This window comes from Pseudomonas sp. B5(2017), from assembly GCF_002112825.1.
In the GTDB taxonomy this organism is placed as follows: Bacteria; Pseudomonadota; Gammaproteobacteria; order Pseudomonadales; family Pseudomonadaceae; genus Aquipseudomonas; species Aquipseudomonas putida_Z.
Genome location: NZ_NEIR01000009.1, coordinates 53,320 through 73,966, shown reverse-complemented (window position 1 = coordinate 73,966; position 20,647 = coordinate 53,320). Strand labels below are relative to the sequence as shown.

General features: G+C 61.3%; 15 protein-coding genes, 1 tRNA gene and 2 pseudogenes. 5 read left to right on the top strand and 13 right to left on the bottom strand.

Annotated features, from left to right (window positions below; genetic code table 11):
• Window positions 1–27: 27 nt before the first annotated feature.
• Both CAG00_RS15150 and CAG00_RS15145 read left to right on the top strand, forming a co-directional pair.
• The gene (locus CAG00_RS15150) at window positions 28–2,274 is read left to right on the top strand and encodes a bifunctional diguanylate cyclase/phosphodiesterase (RefSeq protein WP_085664628.1); all 2,247 of its coding nucleotides are present in this window, start codon (window positions 28–30) and stop codon (window positions 2,272–2,274) included.
• A complete protein-coding gene (locus CAG00_RS15145; RefSeq protein WP_256578996.1) occupies window positions 2,271–3,986 on the top strand; it encodes a PAS domain-containing methyl-accepting chemotaxis protein in 1,716 nt (571 codons plus the stop codon). Before CAG00_RS15150 ends, CAG00_RS15145 begins: the two co-directional genes overlap by 4 nt.
• Here the strand turns inward: CAG00_RS15145 and CAG00_RS15140 are convergent.
• The 10 genes and pseudogenes from CAG00_RS15140 to CAG00_RS15095 all read right to left on the bottom strand — a co-directional run bounded on the left by CAG00_RS15140 (window position 3,914) and on the right by CAG00_RS15095 (window position 13,364).
• Window positions 3,914–6,298 carry a hypothetical protein gene (locus CAG00_RS15140; RefSeq protein WP_085664627.1) on the bottom strand — a complete coding sequence of 795 codons (2,385 nt, stop codon included), beginning with the start codon at window positions 6,296–6,298 and terminating at the stop codon, window positions 3,914–3,916. The genes CAG00_RS15145 and CAG00_RS15140 overlap by 73 nt on opposite strands.
• A 151-nt stretch (window positions 6,299–6,449) precedes the next feature.
• Window positions 6,450–7,928: pseudogene (locus tag CAG00_RS15135) on the bottom strand (ImcF-related family protein); the annotation flags it as partial.
• A 16-nt stretch (window positions 7,929–7,944) separates the two neighbouring features.
• A pseudogene (locus CAG00_RS15130) lies at window positions 7,945–8,344 on the bottom strand (IS5/IS1182 family transposase); the annotation flags it as partial.
• 245 nt (window positions 8,345–8,589) lie between these two features.
• Window positions 8,590–8,665: transfer RNA gene (locus CAG00_RS15125), tRNA-Gly, on the bottom strand.
• A 64-nt stretch (window positions 8,666–8,729) separates the two neighbouring features.
• A complete protein-coding gene (gene pgsA / locus CAG00_RS15120) occupies window positions 8,730–9,290 on the bottom strand; it encodes a CDP-diacylglycerol--glycerol-3-phosphate 3-phosphatidyltransferase (RefSeq protein WP_039613116.1) in 561 nt (186 codons plus the stop codon).
• A gap of 32 nt (window positions 9,291–9,322) precedes the next feature.
• Window positions 9,323–11,146: an excinuclease ABC subunit UvrC gene (uvrC, locus tag CAG00_RS15115; RefSeq protein WP_013973365.1), complete on the bottom strand. Its 1,824-nt coding sequence runs from the start codon at window positions 11,144–11,146 to the stop codon at window positions 9,323–9,325.
• Between the two features lie 6 nt (window positions 11,147–11,152).
• The gene (uvrY, locus tag CAG00_RS15110) at window positions 11,153–11,791 is read right to left on the bottom strand and encodes a UvrY/SirA/GacA family response regulator transcription factor (RefSeq protein WP_015271036.1); all 639 of its coding nucleotides are present in this window, start codon (window positions 11,789–11,791) and stop codon (window positions 11,153–11,155) included.
• 63 nt (window positions 11,792–11,854) lie between these two features.
• A complete protein-coding gene (locus tag CAG00_RS15105; RefSeq protein WP_025339909.1) occupies window positions 11,855–12,244 on the bottom strand; it encodes a helix-turn-helix domain-containing protein in 390 nt (129 codons plus the stop codon).
• Window positions 12,245–12,361: 117 nt separating this feature from the next.
• Window positions 12,362–12,793 carry a GNAT family N-acetyltransferase gene (locus CAG00_RS15100; RefSeq protein WP_085664625.1) on the bottom strand — a complete coding sequence of 144 codons (432 nt, stop codon included), beginning with the start codon at window positions 12,791–12,793 and terminating at the stop codon, window positions 12,362–12,364.
• Between the two features lie 184 nt (window positions 12,794–12,977).
• Window positions 12,978–13,364, bottom strand: a complete 387-nt coding sequence (locus CAG00_RS15095; protein ID WP_085664624.1) for a DUF488 domain-containing protein — start codon at window positions 13,362–13,364, stop codon at window positions 12,978–12,980.
• A gap of 128 nt (window positions 13,365–13,492) precedes the next feature.
• Here CAG00_RS15095 and CAG00_RS15090 point away from each other — a divergent pair, with 128 nt between their 5' ends.
• Window positions 13,493–15,109: an inorganic phosphate transporter gene (locus CAG00_RS15090; RefSeq protein ID WP_085664623.1), complete on the top strand. Its 1,617-nt coding sequence runs from the start codon at window positions 13,493–13,495 to the stop codon at window positions 15,107–15,109.
• Window positions 15,110–15,282: 173 nt separating this feature from the next.
• On the opposite strand, the gene CAG00_RS15085 is transcribed toward CAG00_RS15090, so the two are convergent.
• From CAG00_RS15085 to CAG00_RS15075, 3 genes are all read right to left on the bottom strand, one after another.
• Window positions 15,283–15,978 carry a glutathione S-transferase N-terminal domain-containing protein gene (locus tag CAG00_RS15085; RefSeq protein WP_085664622.1) on the bottom strand — a complete coding sequence of 232 codons (696 nt, stop codon included), beginning with the start codon at window positions 15,976–15,978 and terminating at the stop codon, window positions 15,283–15,285.
• A gap of 87 nt (window positions 15,979–16,065) precedes the next feature.
• A complete protein-coding gene (locus CAG00_RS15080; RefSeq protein WP_085664621.1) occupies window positions 16,066–16,563 on the bottom strand; it encodes a PaaI family thioesterase in 498 nt (165 codons plus the stop codon).
• A gap of 60 nt (window positions 16,564–16,623) precedes the next feature.
• Window positions 16,624–18,006, bottom strand: coding sequence for an amino acid permease (locus tag CAG00_RS15075; RefSeq protein WP_025339914.1), 1,383 nt, complete (start codon window positions 18,004–18,006; stop codon window positions 16,624–16,626).
• Between the two features lie 255 nt (window positions 18,007–18,261).
• Here CAG00_RS15075 and gcvA point away from each other — a divergent pair, with 255 nt between their 5' ends.
• Both gcvA and CAG00_RS15065 read left to right on the top strand, forming a co-directional pair.
• Window positions 18,262–19,158 carry a transcriptional regulator GcvA gene (gene gcvA, locus CAG00_RS15070; RefSeq protein ID WP_085614407.1) on the top strand — a complete coding sequence of 299 codons (897 nt, stop codon included), beginning with the start codon at window positions 18,262–18,264 and terminating at the stop codon, window positions 19,156–19,158.
• 235 nt (window positions 19,159–19,393) lie between these two features.
• Window positions 19,394–20,647 carry an aspartate aminotransferase family protein gene (locus tag CAG00_RS15065; protein WP_085664620.1) on the top strand — a complete coding sequence of 418 codons (1,254 nt, stop codon included), beginning with the start codon at window positions 19,394–19,396 and terminating at the stop codon, window positions 20,645–20,647.

Genomic DNA, 20,647 nt, shown 5'->3' with positions numbered 1-20,647 from the left:
AATCTTCACCAACACCAGGGGATGCGAATGAAGGTGACAAAAGACCTCGAGGAATTGCTCAAGCGTATCCGTCTCGATCACGCAGAGATTGCCGAACGCTTTCGCTTTCTCGACTGGAGCGCCGAAGACGCCAGGCGCCTAGGTGCGGCAGCTCAGTACATGGCCCCGTCCCAGCAGGCTTTCGTCGACCATCTGTACCGTCACCTGGCGGAATTCTCCACGCCCTCTGCATTGCTTCGCACACCGGAGGTCACCGCCCGTTTGAAGCAGAGCCAGGCCGAGTACTACCAGTGCCTGTGGGGCGGCCCCTACGATGAAACCTACGTCAACGGCCGCCTGCGTATCGGCGTGATCCACCAGCAGATCGGCCTGGAACTGAAGTGGTACCTCGGCAGCTATCGGCTGTACCTCGACGACATGCTGGAAAGCGTGTTTGGCAACAGCCCGGATGCCACGCTCTATTCAAGCCTGTTGAAGGCGGTGTTCTTCGACATGACGCTGGCCATCGATACCTACAGTGCGGCCCAGCACAAGGCGCTGGAAGATAGCGAGGCTCGCTTCGCCCGCGCGCTACGCGGTGCCAACGACGGGCTATGGGACTGGCACGTCGACCAGGATCGGCTTTACGTCTCGGAGCGCTGGGCCAGCATGCTCGGCCTCAGCCGCGATAGCATCGGCGAGAGCAGTTCCAGTTGGTTCGGCCGCGTGCACCCGGATGACCTGCCGGATTTTCGCCATGCCATCGATGCCCATCTACAAGGGCAGACATCGTCCGTTCACCATGAGTACCGTATCCGCAAGCACAACGGTGACTACATCTGGGTCCTCGTGCGAGGGGTCGCCGAAATGACCACCCCTGGCGAGCTACGCATGGCTGGCTCGCAGTCCGATATCAGTGCACGCAAGGATGCCGAGCAGCGCCTCCAACATACCGCCCAGCACGACCCGTTGACCGGCCTGGCCAACCGCATCCGGCTTGACGAGCAGATGCAGAAGACCTTCAGGAAGCAGCGCAAGGGCGGTGACTACGAGGCGTTGCTGTTCATCGATCTGGACCGCTTCAAGCTGATCAACGATAGCCTCGGCCACAACGTCGGTGATCGCGTGCTGGTGGAAGTGGCTGTGCGCTTGAAAGAATCCCTGCGCCCCACTGACCAACTGTTCCGCTTCGGCGGCGACGAATTCATCGTCCTGCTTCACGACCTCACCTGCGACCGCGACGCCGAGCAGATATCCCAGCGCATCCTCGACAACCTGCACCAACCGCTGCACATGGACGGTCGTACCCTGGTGGTCAGCGCCAGCATCGGTATCGCGCCATTGCACGACAATGGCAAAGCCCTGGATGTGCTGCAGGCTGCCGACCTTGCCCTCTACCGAGCCAAGTCTGCCGGCAAGGCGCGCTTCGCCCACTACGACGAAACATTGCAGGACACCGCACAGCAGCATCTGGAACTGGAGTCCGCGCTAGGCCAGGCACTGCAACAGAATGAATTCGAACTGTACTACCAACCGATCTATCGCCTGGACCAAGGGACACCGCTGGTGACCGGGGTCGAAGCGCTGCTGCGGTGGCGCCATGGCGAACGCTTGATCTCGCCACTGGAGTTCATCCCTGCGCTGGAGGAGTCGGGAGAGATCATCCGCGTCGGCGAATGGGTACTGCGCCAGGCTTGCCAGCAGACCCGAGCCTGGCAACTGGCCGGGCATGAGCGCCTGCGCTGTTCGGTGAACATTTCCAGCACCCAATTGCAACAAGCCGACTTCACCCTCCGGCTGATCGATATCCTGCAAGAAAGCGGCCTGCCTCCCGCCAGCCTGATCCTGGAGATCACCGAAAGCCAACTGATGCATGACGACATGGACACATTGGCCTGCCTGCATGAGTTGACCAGCCTTGGTGTTCTGCTGGCGCTTGACGACTTCGGCACGGGTTACTCCTCGCTTGGTTACCTCACACGCTTTCCGCTGCACATCCTCAAGCTCGACAAGAGCTTCATCACCGGCGTTCCTTACGAGAACAAACAGAGCGCGATCAGCCAGGCGATCATCGTTCTCGGCCGTAGCCTTGGTCTGGAAGTAGTGGCCGAAGGCATCGAGAGTTCGGCACAACTCGAATTCGTGGTGGGTGAAGGCTGCCATTACGCCCAAGGCTACTGGTTCAGTCGGCCACAACCTGCCGCCCAGATACAACATCTGCTCAGCACAGAAGACCGTTTCGAGGGGAGCGCAGTTACCCGGCGGGTACCCATCAGTTCAGGAGAAAAACAATGAAAACCAATCTTCCGGTCAGTGGTCGTGCCGTCGAATTCAGCGCAAACGCGAACATTCTTTCAACAACCAACCCCAAGGGCGCCATCACCTACGTCAATCCCGACTTCATCAACATCAGCGGGTTCAGTGAAGCCGAATTGCTCGGCGTCAATCACAACATCGTGCGCCACCCGGACATGCCGCCAGAAGCTTTTGCGCATATGTGGCAGACACTCAAGGATGGGCGCTCGTGGATGGGGCTGGTAAAGAATCGCTGCAAGAACGGTGACCACTACTGGGTCAGCGCCTACGTCACGCCGATGCAGCGCAATGGCGAAACAGTGGAATACCAATCGGTTCGCACGCTACCGGCCAAAGCGCTGGTGGATGCTGCTGAACATCTCTATGCACAGTTGCGTAGTGGTAGAAAGACCAACTGCCTGCGTATGTCACGGCTGTCCGTCGGCATGCGCCTGGCACTTGTCAGCACTGGCGTGAACTTGCTGTTCTTTGCGGCCTTGGGATTACTGGGCGCGTTGTCCTGGAGCCATGCCGCCCTCTCCATGCTGCTATCGAGCTTGCTGCTCGGCGGCCTGTTACGCTTCAGCCTGCGCCCCCTCGACGCCCTTGCCCGAAAAGCCAGGAATATCGCCGACAACCCTCTGAGCCAGATACTTTACAGTGGCCGCCGCGACCAATTTGGCCAGATCGATTTCACTCTGCAGATGCTCGAAGCCGAGACCCGGGCAATAGTCGGACGCATTGCCGATTCGTCCCGCCAGTTGAGCAAGGAAGCCGAAGAGCTCGTGTCTGCAGTGGACAACAACAATTGCGCGACCCTCCGCCAGCAGGGGGAAACTGCCCAGGTAGCCAGCGCAATAACCCAGATGGCCAGCAGTGTGCAGGAAGTGGCGCGCAACGCTCAGCTCACCGCCAGCGCCGCGAACCTGGCCAACCAGGAATCCGACCGCGGCCACCAACTGGTCGAGCAGACCCGCCAGCACATTGATAGCCTCGCCAGCGAGGTACAACAGACCAGCATGGTGATTCATCAACTGGAACAGCATGGCAATGAAATTGACCGCGTACTCGAGGTGATTCAAAGCATCGCCGAACAGACCAACCTGCTTGCCCTCAATGCCGCCATCGAGGCTGCCCGCGCCGGCGAGGCCGGCCGCGGTTTTGCAGTGGTCGCCGACGAGGTGCGCGGGCTGGCTTCGCGGACCCAGCAATCTACCGCGCACATCCAGGGCACCATCGATACCTTGCGACGCTCCACCGGGGATGCCGTACTTGCGATGCAGCGCAGCCACAGCAAGGCCGGCGTCAGCGTCGAGCAGGCACTGCTGGCCGCCCGGGCGCTGGACGGGATCACCCAGCGTGTCGATGAGATAAGCGGCATGAGTGTGCAGATCGCTGCCGCCGTAGAGGAGCAGAGCGCGGTGGGTGACAGCATCCAGTGCAACCTGGCCGGTATCAGTCAAACCACCCAGAAAAGCGTGCTTGCCAGCAACCAGAGTCGCACCACTGCCGCCCACGTCGCCAAGCTGGCCGAACGCCTTCAACTGCTGTCGGCGCAGCTTTGGGGGCGCAAGCGCAATGATGGCAGCCACTCCCAGCTGGACGTTGCTGGCTGGGAGGGGCTGGACTCCGAGACTGGTCAGTTGAGGGTCAAATCCCTGTGTTCTGCGAGTGGCAGGGCCAGCACGATGTACCCTTCGAAAACACCGTAAGCACCGCTGTCGTAGGTAGCGCTGATCAAGGCGAAGCGCGCCTTCTGGTCACTGCCTGGGGTGTAGACGCCCGCCTCGGCGCTACCGGGGCCGTAGCGCAATTGCCAATCGATTTGATTCGGCTCCTGGAGGTTGCCATTGATCCTTGCCTCCAGGACCGCCTCCCGGCCCGTCGGGTCAACTTTGGCACTGATCACTATCGGGGTTTTACTCCCCATTTCGGTGACCAGCACACATTCGCAAATTTGTTTGCTCACGGGGTCCTGCACCTGGACCTCTTCAACGACAAAGGCAGCTGTGCCAGTGTCCGCAGGGCTGGTGACCGACATGGCCTGCCCCTTGCCCAGGGGCTTGCCTTGATATTGCCATTGCAATGCAAGGGGGTCACCGAGCACCCAGGCATTGAAGTCCACTTTGCTGTTGGGCGGTGCAACCACGATCGAAGGGTTGGCGTGCAGTGTCTGGCTCACCACCGTTATCAAGGCGCAACGTTGAATGGCGCGGTTCGCCTTGTCGGTCGCCGTCACCAGCACCTGGGCAAACGACTTTGTCATGTCGCTGGCCGCTGGTGCGGTCAGAACACCCTTGGGGTCAATGGAAATCCGCACATTATCCGCCAAACCAGACACTGCTTCGGCGGACCACTCCACATTGCTTGAGGCAGGCTCGGTCACGAATGACTGCCTAGCAGTTGCAAGCAGGGTTTTCTCCATCGGGCTGATAGTGAAACTGGCTGCTGCAGGGTTAACCTGGCCGAAATAGACTGTGTCGCTTGGTGTCTGCAGGTTTGTGCCCTTGATGGCGTTATCAAAATTGAGCCGCACAATGTCGTTTGCCAGTGCCTGTGTGGTAGGTAACACAGACATGTCGTGTTTCAACTTCGCTAACAGGATGTCCTGAATACTGGTCAACTTCGGAGAAGCAAGCCCTTTGAAAAGGTCTCTGAGTCCGCTTGTCAACTGACTGATAATAGGCCACAACAGCAAGTTTGTTATAGGGTCTACCCCCCAACCTGCAGGCGGCTTGATTTTAGCGAAAGCAGGCTGATAAGCGATCGATTCGCTAAATGCATAGGAATCATGTACCAGGCGCATCTCGGCACGACCATCCAGATGATATTCGAACAGCATATGATAATGAAATCTGCCTTCGGCAGGTTTCAGAAAATCACTTTGATCAAACTTGAACTCATCCAACATCCGCTGGAGGTCGCCAGTGGTATCATCGAAGGCCAGGATCTCGGCGAACACGGAGCCATGCGGAGACAGACTAAGCGTAACCTTGTCAGCGGTCTTGGAGATAACCACCTCACCGCGCATGTCCAGACTGGCTTCTTTCAGTTCAAGTTCCGCGTTGACCTTCCAAACCCTGGAAGGCGTTGTAATATCGAACGTCTCTTTCACCCGCTGTGTCGGCAAATGGATATGTCCCGCCGTACAGGAAAGGAATTGCCGTTGATCAAGGGCTTGACGCATTGTGAACTCAGCCCCTTCGATCACTTTCTTCAGTTGCTCTGCCACTTGGGCCAGCATCAGGCGTTCTGTATCAAACAATATGCTAGCGGAATAATCACCGTCATTGGGTATCGCATACCTGTAATCCGCACCGGGGTAATTCCCGCCTGCCCCATCCTGCATGTCGACAAGAACCATAACTCCACCTGCCGCATCGGACGACGACCTTGCCCTGGCCCGAGTACGCAGGGCAAACGAGGCCGGGCGGTGCAGCTCGATCGCACTTCCTGCCAACTTGCCGAGAGGAAGCTGACGTTGAGCATCACCCCATGCAGAAAACTTCTGCCTGAAAAACTCGGTCAACAGTCGACTTTCACCGTTATAGTACGGCATGGAAAATTCTTCACTGTTGCTGAGGTCAAGTTTTATCATGCAATCGGAGTCCACCGTACCGCCTGACGCCGCCAAAGCAATATCCAGGTTCAGTACAGCAGCTTGCACAGGCGCTATCACATTCAGTTGGAGCAAACGCCATTGACCGCCTTTGTTCACCATTGAGTACGCATTCGCTTCTGCAATTGCCATTTGCAGGTGAGCCTTGTTCTGGGCAAGGTCGGCATCAAACACCAATCTTGGCAAATTCAGGCTACACTTGGACAAGGCAAAGCGATGGGCCGCCCCATTGCGGATATAACCGGAAATGGACGGCCATTTTTCCGCCGTTCTGGAGCGCCTGATGGATTCTTCCTTCAAGACAAGGTTGATCTTGTCTCCATCAATAAAGCAGAGCATATCCCATCCCAGCAAGCGTGTTTCCTTGCCCAGCCATGCGAGGAGTTCGGAGGTTGAATAATCCATGTTCTTCTCCGTTGGTGTTCTCAAAACGGTAAAGCCTATTACGCCGAGAATTTGCTTACGCAACAACTGGCAGTTCTGATAGGCGTCATGCCTGGAGCACGGGGGTAAACTACTGCGCTGCTTCTTCAGAGCAGAAAACGAGACGCCAACCTCACAAGCCGGCCTGCGTGGTCGGCCCCAGCTTGGGCGACTTCTGCAGCAACCCTCGTGGCAACTGGAAACCTTTGAAAGGCTCTTGCGTGATAGGGTTGAAGGCTTTCTGCGCGTTAAGCCTGTAGCGCATCACACCATCGCCGGCCCTGAAGCTCAGGTCCACGCTGGTCGCCGTGCGCCCATTGAGCGAGCCACGGCTGAGCAAGCGGAACATCGACCAGGGGCCACGGTACTCAAGGCTGCTGCTGTTCCCGTTCTGCCGGAGCAAGGTCAGGTTACTGCGCACCTGCTGCCCCAAGGTATTGGGCCAGACGATACCGGTGATCTGGCTCGGGCCATGGGTGTAGGGAATCAATTGACCGTCCAGGTCCAGCAAGCTTGTACGCTGGTTGGCACTCAGGCCCAACGGCTCGATGCTGAACTGCACACTGAGGTTGCCGCGCTGATCGAAGAAGGTCTCACGGATACGATCTGCCCGCTCCAGCTGTTCGAGCACATCACTGCGGATCAGCGACTGCCCCTGCTGGCCGGCCTGCAGGGCTTCGAGGTTATCCCTCAGGAAGACCTTCAGGTATTGATCATGGAACTGCTGCAGCCGCCCCTTCGGCCCGAAGAAGGCTTCAAAGTCGTCCAGCGAAGCGTCGGGAGCTTTCACGACGAAGGGGTAGCGCCCTGCCAGGCGCTGCTGGAAGAAGCTGTACACCTCGGCGTCCCAGCGTCGCTCCAATTCGCGCAGGGCTTCGACATTCAGCACTTGTGCTGTTTGATCGGCCATTTTTCTGACCTGGTGGTTGATCGGTTCCGGTAAGCCGGTGGCCACCCGCTGCAGGGTGCCGATGGGGTCTTGCCCTGTCATCGAGAATCGCTGATGCACGGCCTGCAGCGCGGCCTTGCCTCGGTCGGGGCTGTCCTGCACCGCCTTGGCGTAGTCGTGCACGGCCGCGATGGCAGCAAGAGTCTCGTCGTAGTAGCTGGGTTTCTCACCGGTTGCCTGCAGCATGGCACTCAGCCCGGCAAAGGCCCGCTGAATGGCCCAGGCCTGTTGTTGATCAGGCCTGCCACTTGTCGGCTGCAACGCTTCGACCTCCCCGGCTGCCTCAGCGACAACGGCTGATGAAAGCGAAGTGTTGTCCCTCACTGTGTCCAGCAACCGATGCAGGGGCGCTGCTGACCCGGTCAACTGCTGCAGGATTGCGACACCATGATCCAGGTCGCGGAAGTCGGCCACCGAGAAGGCGTTCAAGGCACGCCGCCAACTGTCAATGAAATCGGCGCTGTACAGGTTACGTAGCCGCTCGCCCAGCGCCTCCCGGTCGGCATCCGAGTAATCGAGCTGGTCGCGCTCGCCCAGTGCCCACTGGTCGATCATCGCCATCTCTGCAAACCGCTGGCTACGTGGCTCGAAGTACTCTTTGAAGCCCTTGGCGGTGAGCATTGGCGCTATCAGGACACCCTCCCCCTGCCTGAAGCCGGGTGAGGCCACGTTGGCTTGATGGAATGCTGACTTCGTCCAGCAGTGGTTGTGTGTAGCTGATGTCACTGGCCTGACCGCCAGAGAGAAGGAAGCGCAACGGTATCCCATTGGCATCGCAGAGCATGTGTTCGGTTGTCAGGCCACCGCGACTGCGGCCTAGAGCGTGATCGGCAGGCTCGTCAGCCCCCCTTTCTTCCCGGCGCCAGAAGAGGCTCGGGTTGCTCGTACAGCAGGTGAGCCGATCATCCAGGTTTGCAAATCGATCAAGCCTCGCTCATTCAATCTCAGGTGCAAGCGTTCCGGCATATGTCGCCACGCTGCGCCCGAACAGAGTATCCAGAGCACGCCAGCGAGCATCAGGCGGTCGCTCAGGCGGGCTGCCCGCGGCCATGGCTTTCAGTGATGAGATCGGCGACCACAGTCCAAGCCTCATCCTAGAGTTCGTAACGCTTTGCCATCACAGAATGCCTTTCCGTCGATGCGGGCGGACTCTGCAGTTTCAGCGTTCGAGGGGCGGTGATTGGGTTACTTGGGATTTCGTACAAAGCCTGGAAAGGCCCGAATGCCCATGGATCCTGATGGATCTGACTGAAACGAAAAAAGACGCCGAAGCGTCTTTTTTCAATGATCTACAGACTTTCATGAAACCCTGTAAATCTATATTTGGAGCGGGAAACGAGACTCGAACTCGCGACCCCGACCTTGGCAAGGTCGTGCTCTACCAACTGAGCTATTCCCGCGTCGTGATGGGTGCCATTCTAGCGATTTCTAAAACAGCGTCAACCCCTTGATTCAAAAAAACTTTTATTTCTGCTCCGAGCCTTCGCGCAGGTGCGGCCAGGCGGCCAGCAGGTAGTGCACCATCGACCACAGGGTCAGCCCCGCCGCCACAAGCAGCAGCGCGTAACCGAGGATTACCCAGAAGGTCACCGCCGGCGGGTTGCCCAGCAGGATCACCAGCGCCAGCATCTGTGCCGCGGTTTTCCACTTGCCAAGGTTGGACACCGCCACATGCGCCCGCGCGCCCAGTTCGGCCATCCACTCGCGCAGCGCCGAAACCACGATCTCGCGGCCGATGATCACCGCGGCCGGCAGGGTCAGCCAGAAGTTGGCGTGGGTCTGCACCAGCAGCACCAGGGCCACCGCCACCATCAGCTTGTCGGCCACAGGGTCGAGGAAGGCACCGAACGGCGTGCTCTGCTGCAGGCGGCGCGCCAGGTAGCCGTCCAGCCAGTCGGTGGCGGCGGCAACGGCGAACACGCTGCTGGCGGCCATGTAGCTCCAGTGGTAGGGCATATAGAACAGCAGGATGAAAATCGGGATGAGCAGGACGCGTAGAACGGTGAGCAGGTTTGGAATATTCATCGGTACGACTGGCCGCAAGTTGAGCCCGCATTCTACTCGCTATGCAGGCTGGCATAAATCGACTCGGCAAGCTTTTTACTGATGCCGGGTGCTTTGGCGATTTCATCGACACTGGCGCGGTTGAGCTCCTGCAGGCCGCCGAAATGTTTCAGCAGGTCGCGCCGGCGCTTGGGCCCTACCCCGGCCACATCCTCCAGGCTGGACACCCGGCGGGCCTTGCCGCGGCGGGCGCGGTGGCCGGTGATGGCGAAACGGTGGGCCTCGTCGCGGATCTGCTGAATCAGGTGCAAGGCCGGTGAGTCGCCCTTGAGGGTGAACTCATGGTGCACGTCGTTCAGGTACAGGGTTTCGAAACCGGCCTTGCGCGTCACGCCCTTGGCCACGCCAAGCAGGGTCAGGTCGCTGAAGCCAAGCTCCTGCATCACGTCACGGGCCATGTTCAGCTGGCCTTTGCCGCCGTCCACCAGCAGCACGTCGGGCAGCTTGCCCTCGCCATCCTTGATGCGCCCGTATCGGCGGGTCAGGGCCTGGTGCATGGCGGCGTAGTCGTCACCAGCGGTGACGCCTTCGATGTTGAAGCGGCGGTAGTCGGACTTGAGCGGGCCTTCGGGGCCGAACACCACGCAGCTGGCCACGGTGGCTTCGCCGCTGGAATGGCTGATGTCGTAGCACTCCAGGCGCTGCGGCACCTCGTCCAGGCCCAGCACCTCGGCCAGGGCCTCGAAACGTGCGGCCATGTGCTGGCGGTTGGCCAGGCGGGCATTGAGCGCCTGCTCGGCGTTGGTCACCGCCAGCTGCTGCCAGCGGGCGCGGGTACCGCGTACCCGGTGGCTGATGGTCAACTCGCGGCCGCGCAGGGTCTGCAGGGCTTCGCTGATGGCTGCGAAGTCTTCGTGCACCACGTTGACGATCAGTTCGCCCGGCAATTCACGCTCGGCATTGCCCAGGTAGTACTGGGAAAGGAACGCGGCCATCACTTCGGCCACCTCCTCCTCGATGCCCACCTGCGGGAAGAAATTCTTGCTGCCCAGCACCCGCCCGCCGCGCACGCTGATCAGGTGCACGCAGGCGCCACCGGGGTTGACGAAGGCGGCGATAACGTCGACGTCGCCGCTGCCGCCTTCGATGTACTGCTGGTCCTGGACGCGGCGCAGCAAGGCGATCTGGTCGCGCAACTCGGCAGCCTTCTCGAAATTGAGGGCCATGGCGGCCTTCTCCATCTCGGCATTGAGCTCGTTGCCCAGTTGCTGGCTACGCCCTTCGAGGAACATCACCGAGTGGCGCACGTCCTCGGCATATTCCTCGGCGGTCACCAGGCCCGTGCAGGGCCCTTTGCAGCGTTTGATCTGGTACTGCAGGCATGGCCGGGTGCGGTTGGCGTAGTAGCTGTCTTCGCACTGGCGCACCGAAAAGGCCTTTTGCAGCAGGCTGAGGCTTTCGCGAATGGCGCCGGCGCTGGGGTACGGGCCAAAGTAGCGGCCCTTGGCCTTCTTCGCCCCACGGTGAATGCCCAGCCGCGGGAACTCGCCGTCGGAAAGGAACACGTAGGGGTAGGATTTGTCATCGCGCAGCAGGATGTTGTACGGCGGCCGCCACTCCTTGATCAGGTTCTGCTCCAGCAGCAGCGCCTCGGTTTCGTTGGCGGTGATGGTGGTTTCGACCTGGGCGATGCGGGCCACCAGCGCGGCGGTCTTGGGCGCCAGGCCGGTCTTGCGGAAATAGCTGGCCAGGCGCTTCTTGAGGTTCTTGGCCTTGCCCACGTAAAGCAGCCGGGCTTCGCCGTCGAACATCCGGTAGACGCCCGGGCGACCACTGCAGGTAGCCAGGAATGCGCTGGCATCGAAAACTTGGGACATGAGGTTTTACAGGCTTGCGTCGACCATACCGTGGCGAACGGCCAGCAAGGTCAGTTCGACGTCGCTGGTGACCGAGAGTTTTTCAAAGATCCGATAACGGTAAGTATTGACGGTCTTGGGCGAGAGGCACAACTTGTCGGAGATGATCTGCACTTTCTGGCAGCCGACGATCATCAGGGCAATCTGGATTTCCCGTTCCGACAAGGCATCGAACGGCGAGCCCTGTGGCTGGAATGGCTTCAGCGCCATCTGCTGGGCAATCTGGGGGCTGATGTAGCGCTGGCCGGCGAAGGCCAGGCGGATGGCCTGGACCATTTCGTCAAGGCCGGCGCCCTTGGTCAGGTAGCCAGCAGCGCCGGCCTGCAGCAGGCGCGTGGGGAACGGGTCTTCCTCGCACACGGTCACGGCAACCACCTTGATGTCCGGGTGGCTGCGCAGCAGCTTGCGGGTGGCCTCCAGGCCGCCGATGCCGGGCATTTTCACGTCCATCAGCACCACATCCGGCTTCAGTTCACGGGCCAGCCTGAGCGCCGACTCGCCCGAATCGCCCTCACCCACCACCTGCAGGCCATCGATGTCGGCCAGCATGCGTGTAATACCGGTTCGTACCAGATCGTGATCGTCGACCACTAAGACCCTAATCAAGCACACACCTCGTCAGCAGGGCGATTGGATCCCGCCACCTTAACAAAATTTTTCACGGCGGACCTAACGCATTCCTTCTGTCAGAAACACCTGACGTTCAACCGTGAGCGGCCTCACTGTCTGCCGGGATTTGTCGTTGTTGGTCAAACGCCGCAACAAGTGCCAGAGTGCCGCCTGATCGTCGCACGACAACTGCCGGAAAGCCCCCAGCAAACCGGACTCATCGGCGCTCAGCCCTTCGAGCGGTGCCGGGGTGCGGATACCGCTGAGCACATAGAGTGCATCCACGCCCCGGGTTGCCAATGCCGCCAGGTAATCGACCCGCGGCGAGCGTTCACCACTCTCGTATTTGCCCTGGGCATTGGGTTCGACCCCGCCGATATCGCCAAACACGCGCTGGGTCATCCCCAGACGCTCACGCTCTTCCCGCAGCCGCGGACCGATTCCATTCATGGGGGGCTCCTTATCCCTGATCACACTCATGTACGGCCTACCCACCTGCAGGCGGCCGTGAACGCCTGAGGTCACTATGCCGATGCTCACCAGTCGCGACAAGCCATCATTGAGCTATTAGTCGATCGTGCGCTGCATGCGCACAAAGCATTCGTCCTCACCCATTTCGACGAAGCCGTGGCGCTGGTAGAGCACACGCGCCGGGTTGCTGCGAAACACCATCAGCCGCAGCAGCGGCAAGTGCCGCTGGCGGGCCCACAGTGCCAACTGCTCCAGCACCCAGCTGCCGACCCCACGCCCACGGTGCTCGGGTAGCAGGTGCAACTCGCGAATGAACAACGCCTGGCGGTCCTGGCTGAGGCTGCAGAAGCCGAGCACCGCGTCGCCTTCGGTCACCAGCCACTGCTCGCGCCAGCCCCAGGCTTCGTCGAAGGCTTCCTCTAGCCACAGCAGGTCGTATTCGCGGTAGTACGGCAGCATGGCGCGGCGCGTGAGGTCGCGGGCGAAGGTGCGGTGGGAGTCGTTGGCGGGGGTCAGTTTTAGAGGCATGGGTTCTCTGGTCTGGCAGCTCTTGCACTGTCGTTTGTAGGAGCGGCCTTGTGTCGCGACAGGGCTGCACAGCAGCCCCGGGATTTCGGCATGGAGCCATTATTGCCGGGGCCGCTCTGCGGCCCTGTCGCGACACAAGGCCGCTCCTACAGGGGTCAGCACAGTCCCGATAAATCATTATCGCTCATTGGGCGTAGCACACGGGCGAACTGCCGGGCCCACGGCGATCCAGTTCGTCCTCCAGCCATTCAGCCAACACCCGGGCATTGTTGTGCTCGGTATCCTTGCCCGCATAAAGCAATGTCAGCGTGCCCTTTCCGGCCAGGTCCAGCAGCGGGTACCAGTGCTCGGGGTGGGCCGCCAGCTCTTGCTGGTAACGCTTGCTGAAGCCGGCGAAATCCACTTCACCCTGGTGAAACGCCTTGCGCAACTCATCCGAGGGTGCAACTTCGCGCAACCACTGCCCGTGCAGGTCTTCCTTGCGCTTGTTACGCGGCCAAAGGCGATCGACCAGCACGCGCTGGCCGTCGTCTTGCTCAACCGCATCGTAGACACGCTTGCAGCGAATCATGGGTTTCTCCTGCCACTACCGTCCGTCTTGAGCCTAGATAAATCATTGATCGAGGTCACGGCCGGGTTACGAATTGTTTCTATGCTCAAGGCCTTCGGCACCTTTGCCTCACGCCAACCGGAGCCGCCATGGCAACCCCTTCACTGGCCAGCCTGCCGCAACTGGCCCAACGCGATGCCCGCCCGCAACTTGCCCACAAGCCCGGGCGTGCCACCCTGGTGTTGTTCTTCGGCCTGCTGCTGGCCGGCATCGCCTACACCGCCTGGAGCCTGAAGCAGGATGTGACGGCCAGCGGCACGGTAATCACCACGGTCACACCATTCCTGCTGCTGGGCCTGGCGTTGCTGATTGCCCTGGGCTTCGAGTTCGTCAATGGCTTCCATGACACCGCCAACGCAGTGGCCACCGTCATCTACACCCACTCGTTGCCGGCCCCCGTCGCCGTGGTTTGGTCCGGGCTGTGCAACTTCCTCGGCGTGCTGCTTTCCAGCGGCGCGGTGGCGTTCGGCATCATCGCCCTGCTGCCGGTGGAGCTGATTCTGCAGGTCGGCTCCTCGGCCGGCTTCGCCATGGTCTTCGCCCTGCTGCTGGCGGCGATCATCTGGAACCTTGGCACCTGGTGGCTGGGCCTGCCGGCCTCATCCTCGCACACCCTGATCGGTTCGATCATCGGCGTGGGCGTGGCCAATGCGCTGATGCACGGGCGCGACGGTACCAGCGGCGTGGACTGGGCCCAGGCCAGCAAGGTCGGTTATGCCCTGCTGTTCTCGCCACTGATCGGCTTTGCCTGTGCCGCCCTGTTGCTGCTGGCCCTGCGCGCGCTGGTCAAGCGCAAGGCGCTGTACCAGGCACCGGAAGGCCAGACACCACCACCGTGGTGGATTCGCGGCGTACTGATCCTGACCTGCACCGGGGTGTCCTTTGCCCACGGCTCCAACGACGGCCAGAAAGGCATGGGCCTGATCATGCTGATTCTGGTTGGTACCCTGCCGATGGCTTACGCATTGAACAAGACCATGCCCAATGAGCAGGCCATGCAGTTTTCCGCGGTCGCCGAGGTTACCCGCCAGGCACTGGTGCGCGGCGCCCCGCAAGCAGCACCGGCCGACCCACGCCAGGTGCTGACCACGTTCATTGCCGAGCCCAGGGCCAACCCGCAACTGATACCGGCGCTGGCGGCACTGGCCGGCATGATCGGCGAAGAGGTCAAAGGTTATGGCTCGCTCAAGCGGGTACCGGCCGAAGCCATGGCCAACGTGCGCAACGACATGTACCTGACCAGCGAAGCCATCCGCCTGATCGAGAAGAACCAGCTGGTGGTGTTCGATGCAGGCACCCGCAGCCAGGTGCTGCTGTTCAAGACCCAGCTGGACGATGCCACCCGCTACATCCCGCTGTGGGTGAAAGTGGCCGTGGCCATCGCACTGGGGCTCGGTACCATGGTCGGCTGGCGGCGCATCGTGGTGACGGTAGGCGAGAAGATCGGCAAGACCCACCTCAGCTATGCCCAAGGGGCTTCGGCCGAAGTGGTGGCAATGTGCACCATTGGTGCGGCGGACATGTTCGGGCTGCCGGTGTCGACCACCCACGTGCTGAGTTCCGGGGTGGCCGGGACCATGGTGGCCAACGGGTCGGGGATACAGAAGCGCACGCTGGTCAACCTGCTGATGGCCTGGGTGCTGACCTTGCCGGCAGCGATGCTGTTGGCCGGCAGCCTGTACTGGCTGCTGCACCACATTTTCTGAAAAGCTGGAATACGCCCCTTGTAGGAGCGGCCTTGTGTCGCGAAAGGGCTGCAAGGCAGCCCCAGCGATTTATGCATCAGTGCTGAAATCCCGGGGCCGCCTTGCGGCCCTTTCGCGACACAAGGCCGCTCCTACAATGGCCGGTGCATGCACATAAGGCCAGTGTTGCCTGATCAGCCTGGGATTTTCAGGCCCCGCTGCACGGCCGGCCGCTCGAGGAACGCCGCCAGCACCCGCTGCACTTCCTTGAACTGATCGAAGCCAACCAAATCTCGGGCGTTGTAACGCTCAACCAGGTTACGCACCCACGGGAAGATCGCGATATCGGCAATGCTGTACTCGTCGACCATCCATTCCCGGCCTTTCAGATGGCGGTCCAGAACACCGAGCAGGCGCTTGGACTCGTTGACATAACGGTCCCGCGGGCGCTTGTCCTCGTATTCCTTGCCAGCAAAGAAATGGAAGAACCCGACCTGGCCGAACATCGGCCCGATGCCACCCATCTGGAACATCAGCCACTGCAAGGTCTGGTAACGCTGGGCCGGGTCGTGGCTGAGCAACTGGCCGCTCTTCTCCGCCAGGTACTGCAGGATCGCTCCCGACTCGAACAGCGGCAGCGGCTGGCCGCCCGGGCCATTGGGGTCGAGGATGGCGGGGATCTTGTTGTTGGCGCTGAGCGAGATGAACTCGGGGCTCAGCTGGTCATCGTTGTCGAAGCTGACCTTGTGCGGCTCATAGGCCAGGCCGATCTCTTCAAGCATGATCGACACCTTGACGCCGTTGGGCGTCGGCAGCGAATACAGCTGCAGGCGCTCGGGGTGTCTGGCGGGCCACTTGCGGGTAATGGGGAAAGCACTGAGATCGGTCATGATCAACCTTGCCTGGGGAATGAACCTCTCACTTTAGAGACATCCCCGGCCGCTGACCATCACCGACCACTCATCAGCACCGGCGGCTCAGGCCTGGCCGTGGGCCTTGAGCTTGAGCTTTTCGGTATCGACGCGAACGAACACCGAGTCGGCAGTCACTGTCAGCACATCGTCGGCCCAAACTTCGCAGAGCACCCGGGTCTTGCGCCCTACCTCACCTTCCACACGCGCCTTGAGCAACAATTCGACGCCCATGGGCGTGGGCTTGAGGTAGTTCAGGCCAAGGCTGCCAGTGACACAGTCGATGCGCGGCAGGCTGCCCGCTTCGCGACCTTCGTTGCGGTAGTGGTAAGCCATTGCCGTCCAGTTGGAGTGACAGTCGACCAGCATCGCCAGCAGCCCACCGTAGACCAGGCCGGGCCAGCCGATGAAGGTGCTGTCAGGCGCGTGCCGGCACACTAGGTGGATGCCGTCGGTGTCCCAGTGGCTTTGCAGGTGCAGGCCGCTGGGGTGGGAGCAACCGCAGCCGTAGCAAGTGCCGTCGGGTGCGGCGAGGGCCTGGAGGGAAAGGGGGTGGTCGTTCATACGCTTCCTGTGCTTATTGATATGGGGGGCGCGCAACGCCCCCACATTAAAGCAGAAACATCAGGCCGTCTGGGCAACCACCCTGGCGCGCCGCTGGGTCAGCGAAACCAGGAGGATGAACGCGGTCACCCCGGCGGTCATCAGCGTCTCGTAGCGGTAGGCATCGCTGAACAGCATGTAGCCCAGCACCATGACGATGGTGCCGATCACCAGCCAGGTCAGCCATGGGAACAGCCACATCTTCAGCTCCAGCGGCCGCCCTTCACGCTCGGCACGGGCCCGCATGCGCAGCTGCGAAACGGCAATCACCAGGTACACCAGCAAGGCGATGGCGCCGGTGGTGGACAGCAGGAAGCCGAATACCTTGCCCGGGAACACATAGTTGACGAAGCACCCGGCAAAGCCGGCCAGGGTCGAGAAGATGACCGCCACGGTCGGTACGCCAGAGCCGGAAATACGCTTGGTAACGCTCAGCGCCTGGCCGCGGGCACCCAGCGAATAGAGCATGCGCGACGCGGTGTACAGGCCCGAGTTCATGCAGCTGGTCACGGCCACCAGCACCACGATATCCACCAGCAGCTTGGCGCCCGGCACGTTCAGCACTTCCAGCACGCGCTGGAACGAACCCACTGCTTTCAGGCCCGGGTCGTTCCACGCCACCAGCGATACCACCAGGAAGATCGACGCCAGGTAGAAGATGGCGATGCGGTACACCACCAGGTTGGTAGCGCGGCGGATCTTGTCTTTAGGGTTGGCGGTTTCGTCAGCGGCAATGGTGACGATTTCGGCACCGAAGAACGAGAAGATGGTGATCAGCACGCCACCGAGCACGGTGCCGAAACCGTTGGGCATGAAGCCGCCGTTGTCCCACAACCGGCTGACCCCGGACACCTCGGCCAGCGGCCAGACGCCAAACACCGCCAGGCTGCAGACCACGATGAAGGCGATGATCGCCACCACCTTGACCAGCGCGAACCAGTACTCGAAGGCACCGAAGTTCTTCACGCTGATCAGGTTGGTACCCGACAGCACCAGCATGATCAGGAAGGCGAACAGCCACGACGGCACGCCAGGGAAGTAGGCATGCAGGATGTCGGCGCCGGCAATGGCCTCGACCGGAATGATCAGTACCCAGAACCACCAGTACAGCCAGCCGATGGTAAAGCCCGCCCAAGGGCCGATGGCTTCGGAGGCATAGGTGGAAAACGAGCCGCTGTTGGGGTTGGCGATGGCCATTTCGCCCAGCATGCGCATCACCAGCAGGACCAACAGGCCGGTCATGGCGTAGGAGATGAGGATGGCCGGGCCGGCGGTGGCGATGGCGTTGGAGGAACCGATGAACAGGCCGGCACCGATGATGCCGGCGATGGAGATCATGGATACCTGACGGGACGTCAGACCGTGCTGCAGGGAGCGCTGTTTGTTGTTGTGTAGCGAAGCCATGAAGAACCCTCGAATGGGTCGGCCGCAGCGGGGCGGCTGAAGACTGGAGCAGAATTCTTATAAATTTCTGATGTTCGTTGTTGTTGTTTTGCAGATGCCGGAAGCGGGTACTGACCTCCTCTTCGCACGACCGGTTGTAATCGTTGATCCAGGTCAGTATTAATCTATAGGCCGGGGTCAACAAACGACCTTTTCGAAACACATGATTCCGTTACGGAATGAACTCCTTCCTTTTTTGCTCGGTATTTGCCCGTCATGTCCAAACGCCTGATGCCTTCGACCACCGCCCTTCAGTGCTTCGAAGCGGCCGCCCGCCACCTCAGCTTCACCCGCGCGGCCCAGGAACTGCACCTGACCCAGAGCGCCGTCAGCAAGCAGGTGGCGCAGCTCGAGGACATGCTGTCGCACTCGCTGTTCCAGCGCATTCGCCGGCGTCTGCACCTGACCCCGGCCGGTGCGCTGTACCTCACCGAAGTGAACAAGATCCTCACCCAGATCGACATTTCCAGCCGCTACATCCTCAGCTATGGCGACGAGACCGAAGTGCTGCGCATCGCCACCCAGCCCACCTTCGGCGCGCGCTGGCTGGTACCCCGGCTGAAGGGTTTTGGCGACCGCTACCCGCGCATTCACCTGGATATCCGCAATGAGCTGGAGCCGTTCGACCTGGTGCAGGCCAAGGCCGACATTGCGTTTTTCTTCGGCCAGGGCACCTGGCCCGGGGCAACCTGCATCGAGCTGTTCAGCGAGGAAGTGGTGCCGGTGTGCAGCCCGCAGCTGCTGGCCAACCACCGGTTCGACAGCGCCCAGGCGCTGACCGAACACCGCCTGCTGCAGTGCGTGTCGCGCCCGGAGGCCTGGCACGAATGGTTCCTGGGGCTGGGGCTGCATAGCCAGAACAGCTACCACGGGCCCCGCTTCGACACGTTCTACCTGTGCATCCGCGCGGCTATTGCCGGCTGCGGCATCGCCCTGATTCCGCGCTACCTGGTGGCCGAAGAGCTGAGCGAGGGCAAGCTGGTGGTGGCCTGGGACCACCCGGTGGCGAGCAATGGCCGGCACTTCATCGCCCATGCCGAGCATGCGGCCGAAGTGCCCAAGGTCAGGGCCTTCGTGCAGTGGATTCGGGAGCGGGTGGCCGAGGGGGAGTGATATCACCTGGGCGAGCCTCTTCGCGGGTAAACCCGCTCCCACAGGGATCGCACAGCTTTCAAGCGTGGCGCCGTACCTGTGGGAGCGGGTTCACCCGCGAAGAGGCCAGTGCCAGCAATACAAAATCAGCCAAGATCAAGAATCCAGGGAATGATCGCAATCGAATAATTCGTTTGCGGAATAACCTGCCAACACGCTTGGATAATAAGAAATTCGAACAAAGGTCCGCGTGCCCATGAATCAGGAAAGTATCAGCCAATCCATTGCCATCGTTCACCCGATCACACTTTCCCATGGCCGTAATGCCGAAGTCTGGGACACCGACGGCAAACGTTACATCGACTTCGTCGGCGGTATCGGTGTACTCAACCTGGGCCACTGCAACCCGGCCGTGGTCGAGGCGATCCAGGCCCAGGCCGCTCGCCTTACCCACTACGCCTTCAACGCAGCCCCCCACGGCCCATACCTGGCGCTGATGGAGCAACTGAGCCAATTCGTACCGGTCAGCTACCCGTTAGCCGGCATGCTCACCAACAGCGGTGCGGAAGCTGCGGAAAACGCCCTGAAAGTGGCCCGTGGTGCCACCGGCAAACGCGCCATCATCGCCTTCGACGGCGGCTTCCACGGTCGCACCCTGGCCACCCTGAACCTCAACGGCAAGGTCGCCCCGTACAAGCAGCGGGTCGGTGAACTGCCGGGGCCGGTGTACCACCTGCCCTACCCCAGCGCCGACACCGGGGTTACCTGCGAACAGGCCCTCAAGGCCATGGACCGCCTGTTCAGCGTCGAGCTGGCAGTGGAGGACGTCGCGGCGTTCATTTTCGAGCCGGTGCAAGGCGAAGGCGGCTTCCTCGCCCTTGACCCAGCCTTCGCCCAGGCCCTGCGCCGCTTCTGCGACGAGCGCGGTATCCTGATCATCATCGACGAGATCCAGTCGGGCTTCGGCCGCACCGGCCAGCGCTTCGCCTTCCCGCGTCTGGGCATCGAGCCCGACCTGCTGCTGTTGGCCAAGAGCATTGCCGGCGGCATGCCGCTGGGAGCGGTGGTCGGGCGCAAGGAGTTGATGGCAGCGTTGCCCAAAGGTGGCCTGGGTGGCACCTATTCAGGCAACCCGATCGCCTGCGCAGCGGCCCTGGCCAGCCTGGCGCAGATGACCGACGAGAACATCGCTACCTGGGGTGAGCGCCAGGAGCAGGCAATCGTGCGCCGCTTCGAGCGTTGGAAGGCCTCGGGCCTGAGCCCGTTCATCGGCCGCCTGACCGGCGTCGGCGCCATGCGCGGGATCGAGTTCGTCAATGCCGACGGCAGCCCGGCGCCGGCGCAACTGGCCAAGGTGATGGACGCGGCGCGGGCCAAGGGCCTGTTGCTGATGCCCAGCGGCAAGGCGCGGCACATCATCCGCCTGCTGGCACCGCTGACCATCGAGGCCGAAGTGCTCGAGGAAGGCCTGGATATCCTCGAGCAGTGCCTGGCGGAGCTGGGCGCCTGA

Coding starts and splice junctions, on each gene's coding strand:
- CAG00_RS15150 (WP_085664628.1), top strand. CDS start 28: ATGAAGGTGACAAAAGACCTCGAGGAATTGCTCAAGCGTATCCGTCTC.
- CAG00_RS15145 (WP_256578996.1), top strand. CDS start 2,271: ATGAAAACCAATCTTCCGGTCAGTGGTCGTGCCGTCGAATTCAGCGCA.
- CAG00_RS15140 (WP_085664627.1), bottom strand. CDS start 6,298: ATGGATTATTCAACCTCCGAACTCCTCGCATGGCTGGGCAAGGAAACA.
- pgsA (WP_039613116.1), bottom strand. CDS start 9,290: ATGAATATTCCAAACCTGCTCACCGTTCTACGCGTCCTGCTCATCCCG.
- uvrC (WP_013973365.1), bottom strand. CDS start 11,146: ATGTCCCAAGTTTTCGATGCCAGCGCATTCCTGGCTACCTGCAGTGGT.
- CAG00_RS15105 (WP_025339909.1), bottom strand. CDS start 12,244: ATGAATGGAATCGGTCCGCGGCTGCGGGAAGAGCGTGAGCGTCTGGGG.
- CAG00_RS15100 (WP_085664625.1), bottom strand. CDS start 12,793: ATGCCTCTAAAACTGACCCCCGCCAACGACTCCCACCGCACCTTCGCC.
- CAG00_RS15095 (WP_085664624.1), bottom strand. CDS start 13,364: ATGATTCGCTGCAAGCGTGTCTACGATGCGGTTGAGCAAGACGACGGC.
- CAG00_RS15090 (WP_085664623.1), top strand. CDS start 13,493: ATGGCAACCCCTTCACTGGCCAGCCTGCCGCAACTGGCCCAACGCGAT.
- CAG00_RS15085 (WP_085664622.1), bottom strand. CDS start 15,978: ATGACCGATCTCAGTGCTTTCCCCATTACCCGCAAGTGGCCCGCCAGA.
- CAG00_RS15080 (WP_085664621.1), bottom strand. CDS start 16,563: ATGAACGACCACCCCCTTTCCCTCCAGGCCCTCGCCGCACCCGACGGC.
- CAG00_RS15075 (WP_025339914.1), bottom strand. CDS start 18,006: ATGGCTTCGCTACACAACAACAAACAGCGCTCCCTGCAGCACGGTCTG.
- gcvA (WP_085614407.1), top strand. CDS start 18,262: ATGTCCAAACGCCTGATGCCTTCGACCACCGCCCTTCAGTGCTTCGAA.
- CAG00_RS15065 (WP_085664620.1), top strand. CDS start 19,394: ATGAATCAGGAAAGTATCAGCCAATCCATTGCCATCGTTCACCCGATC.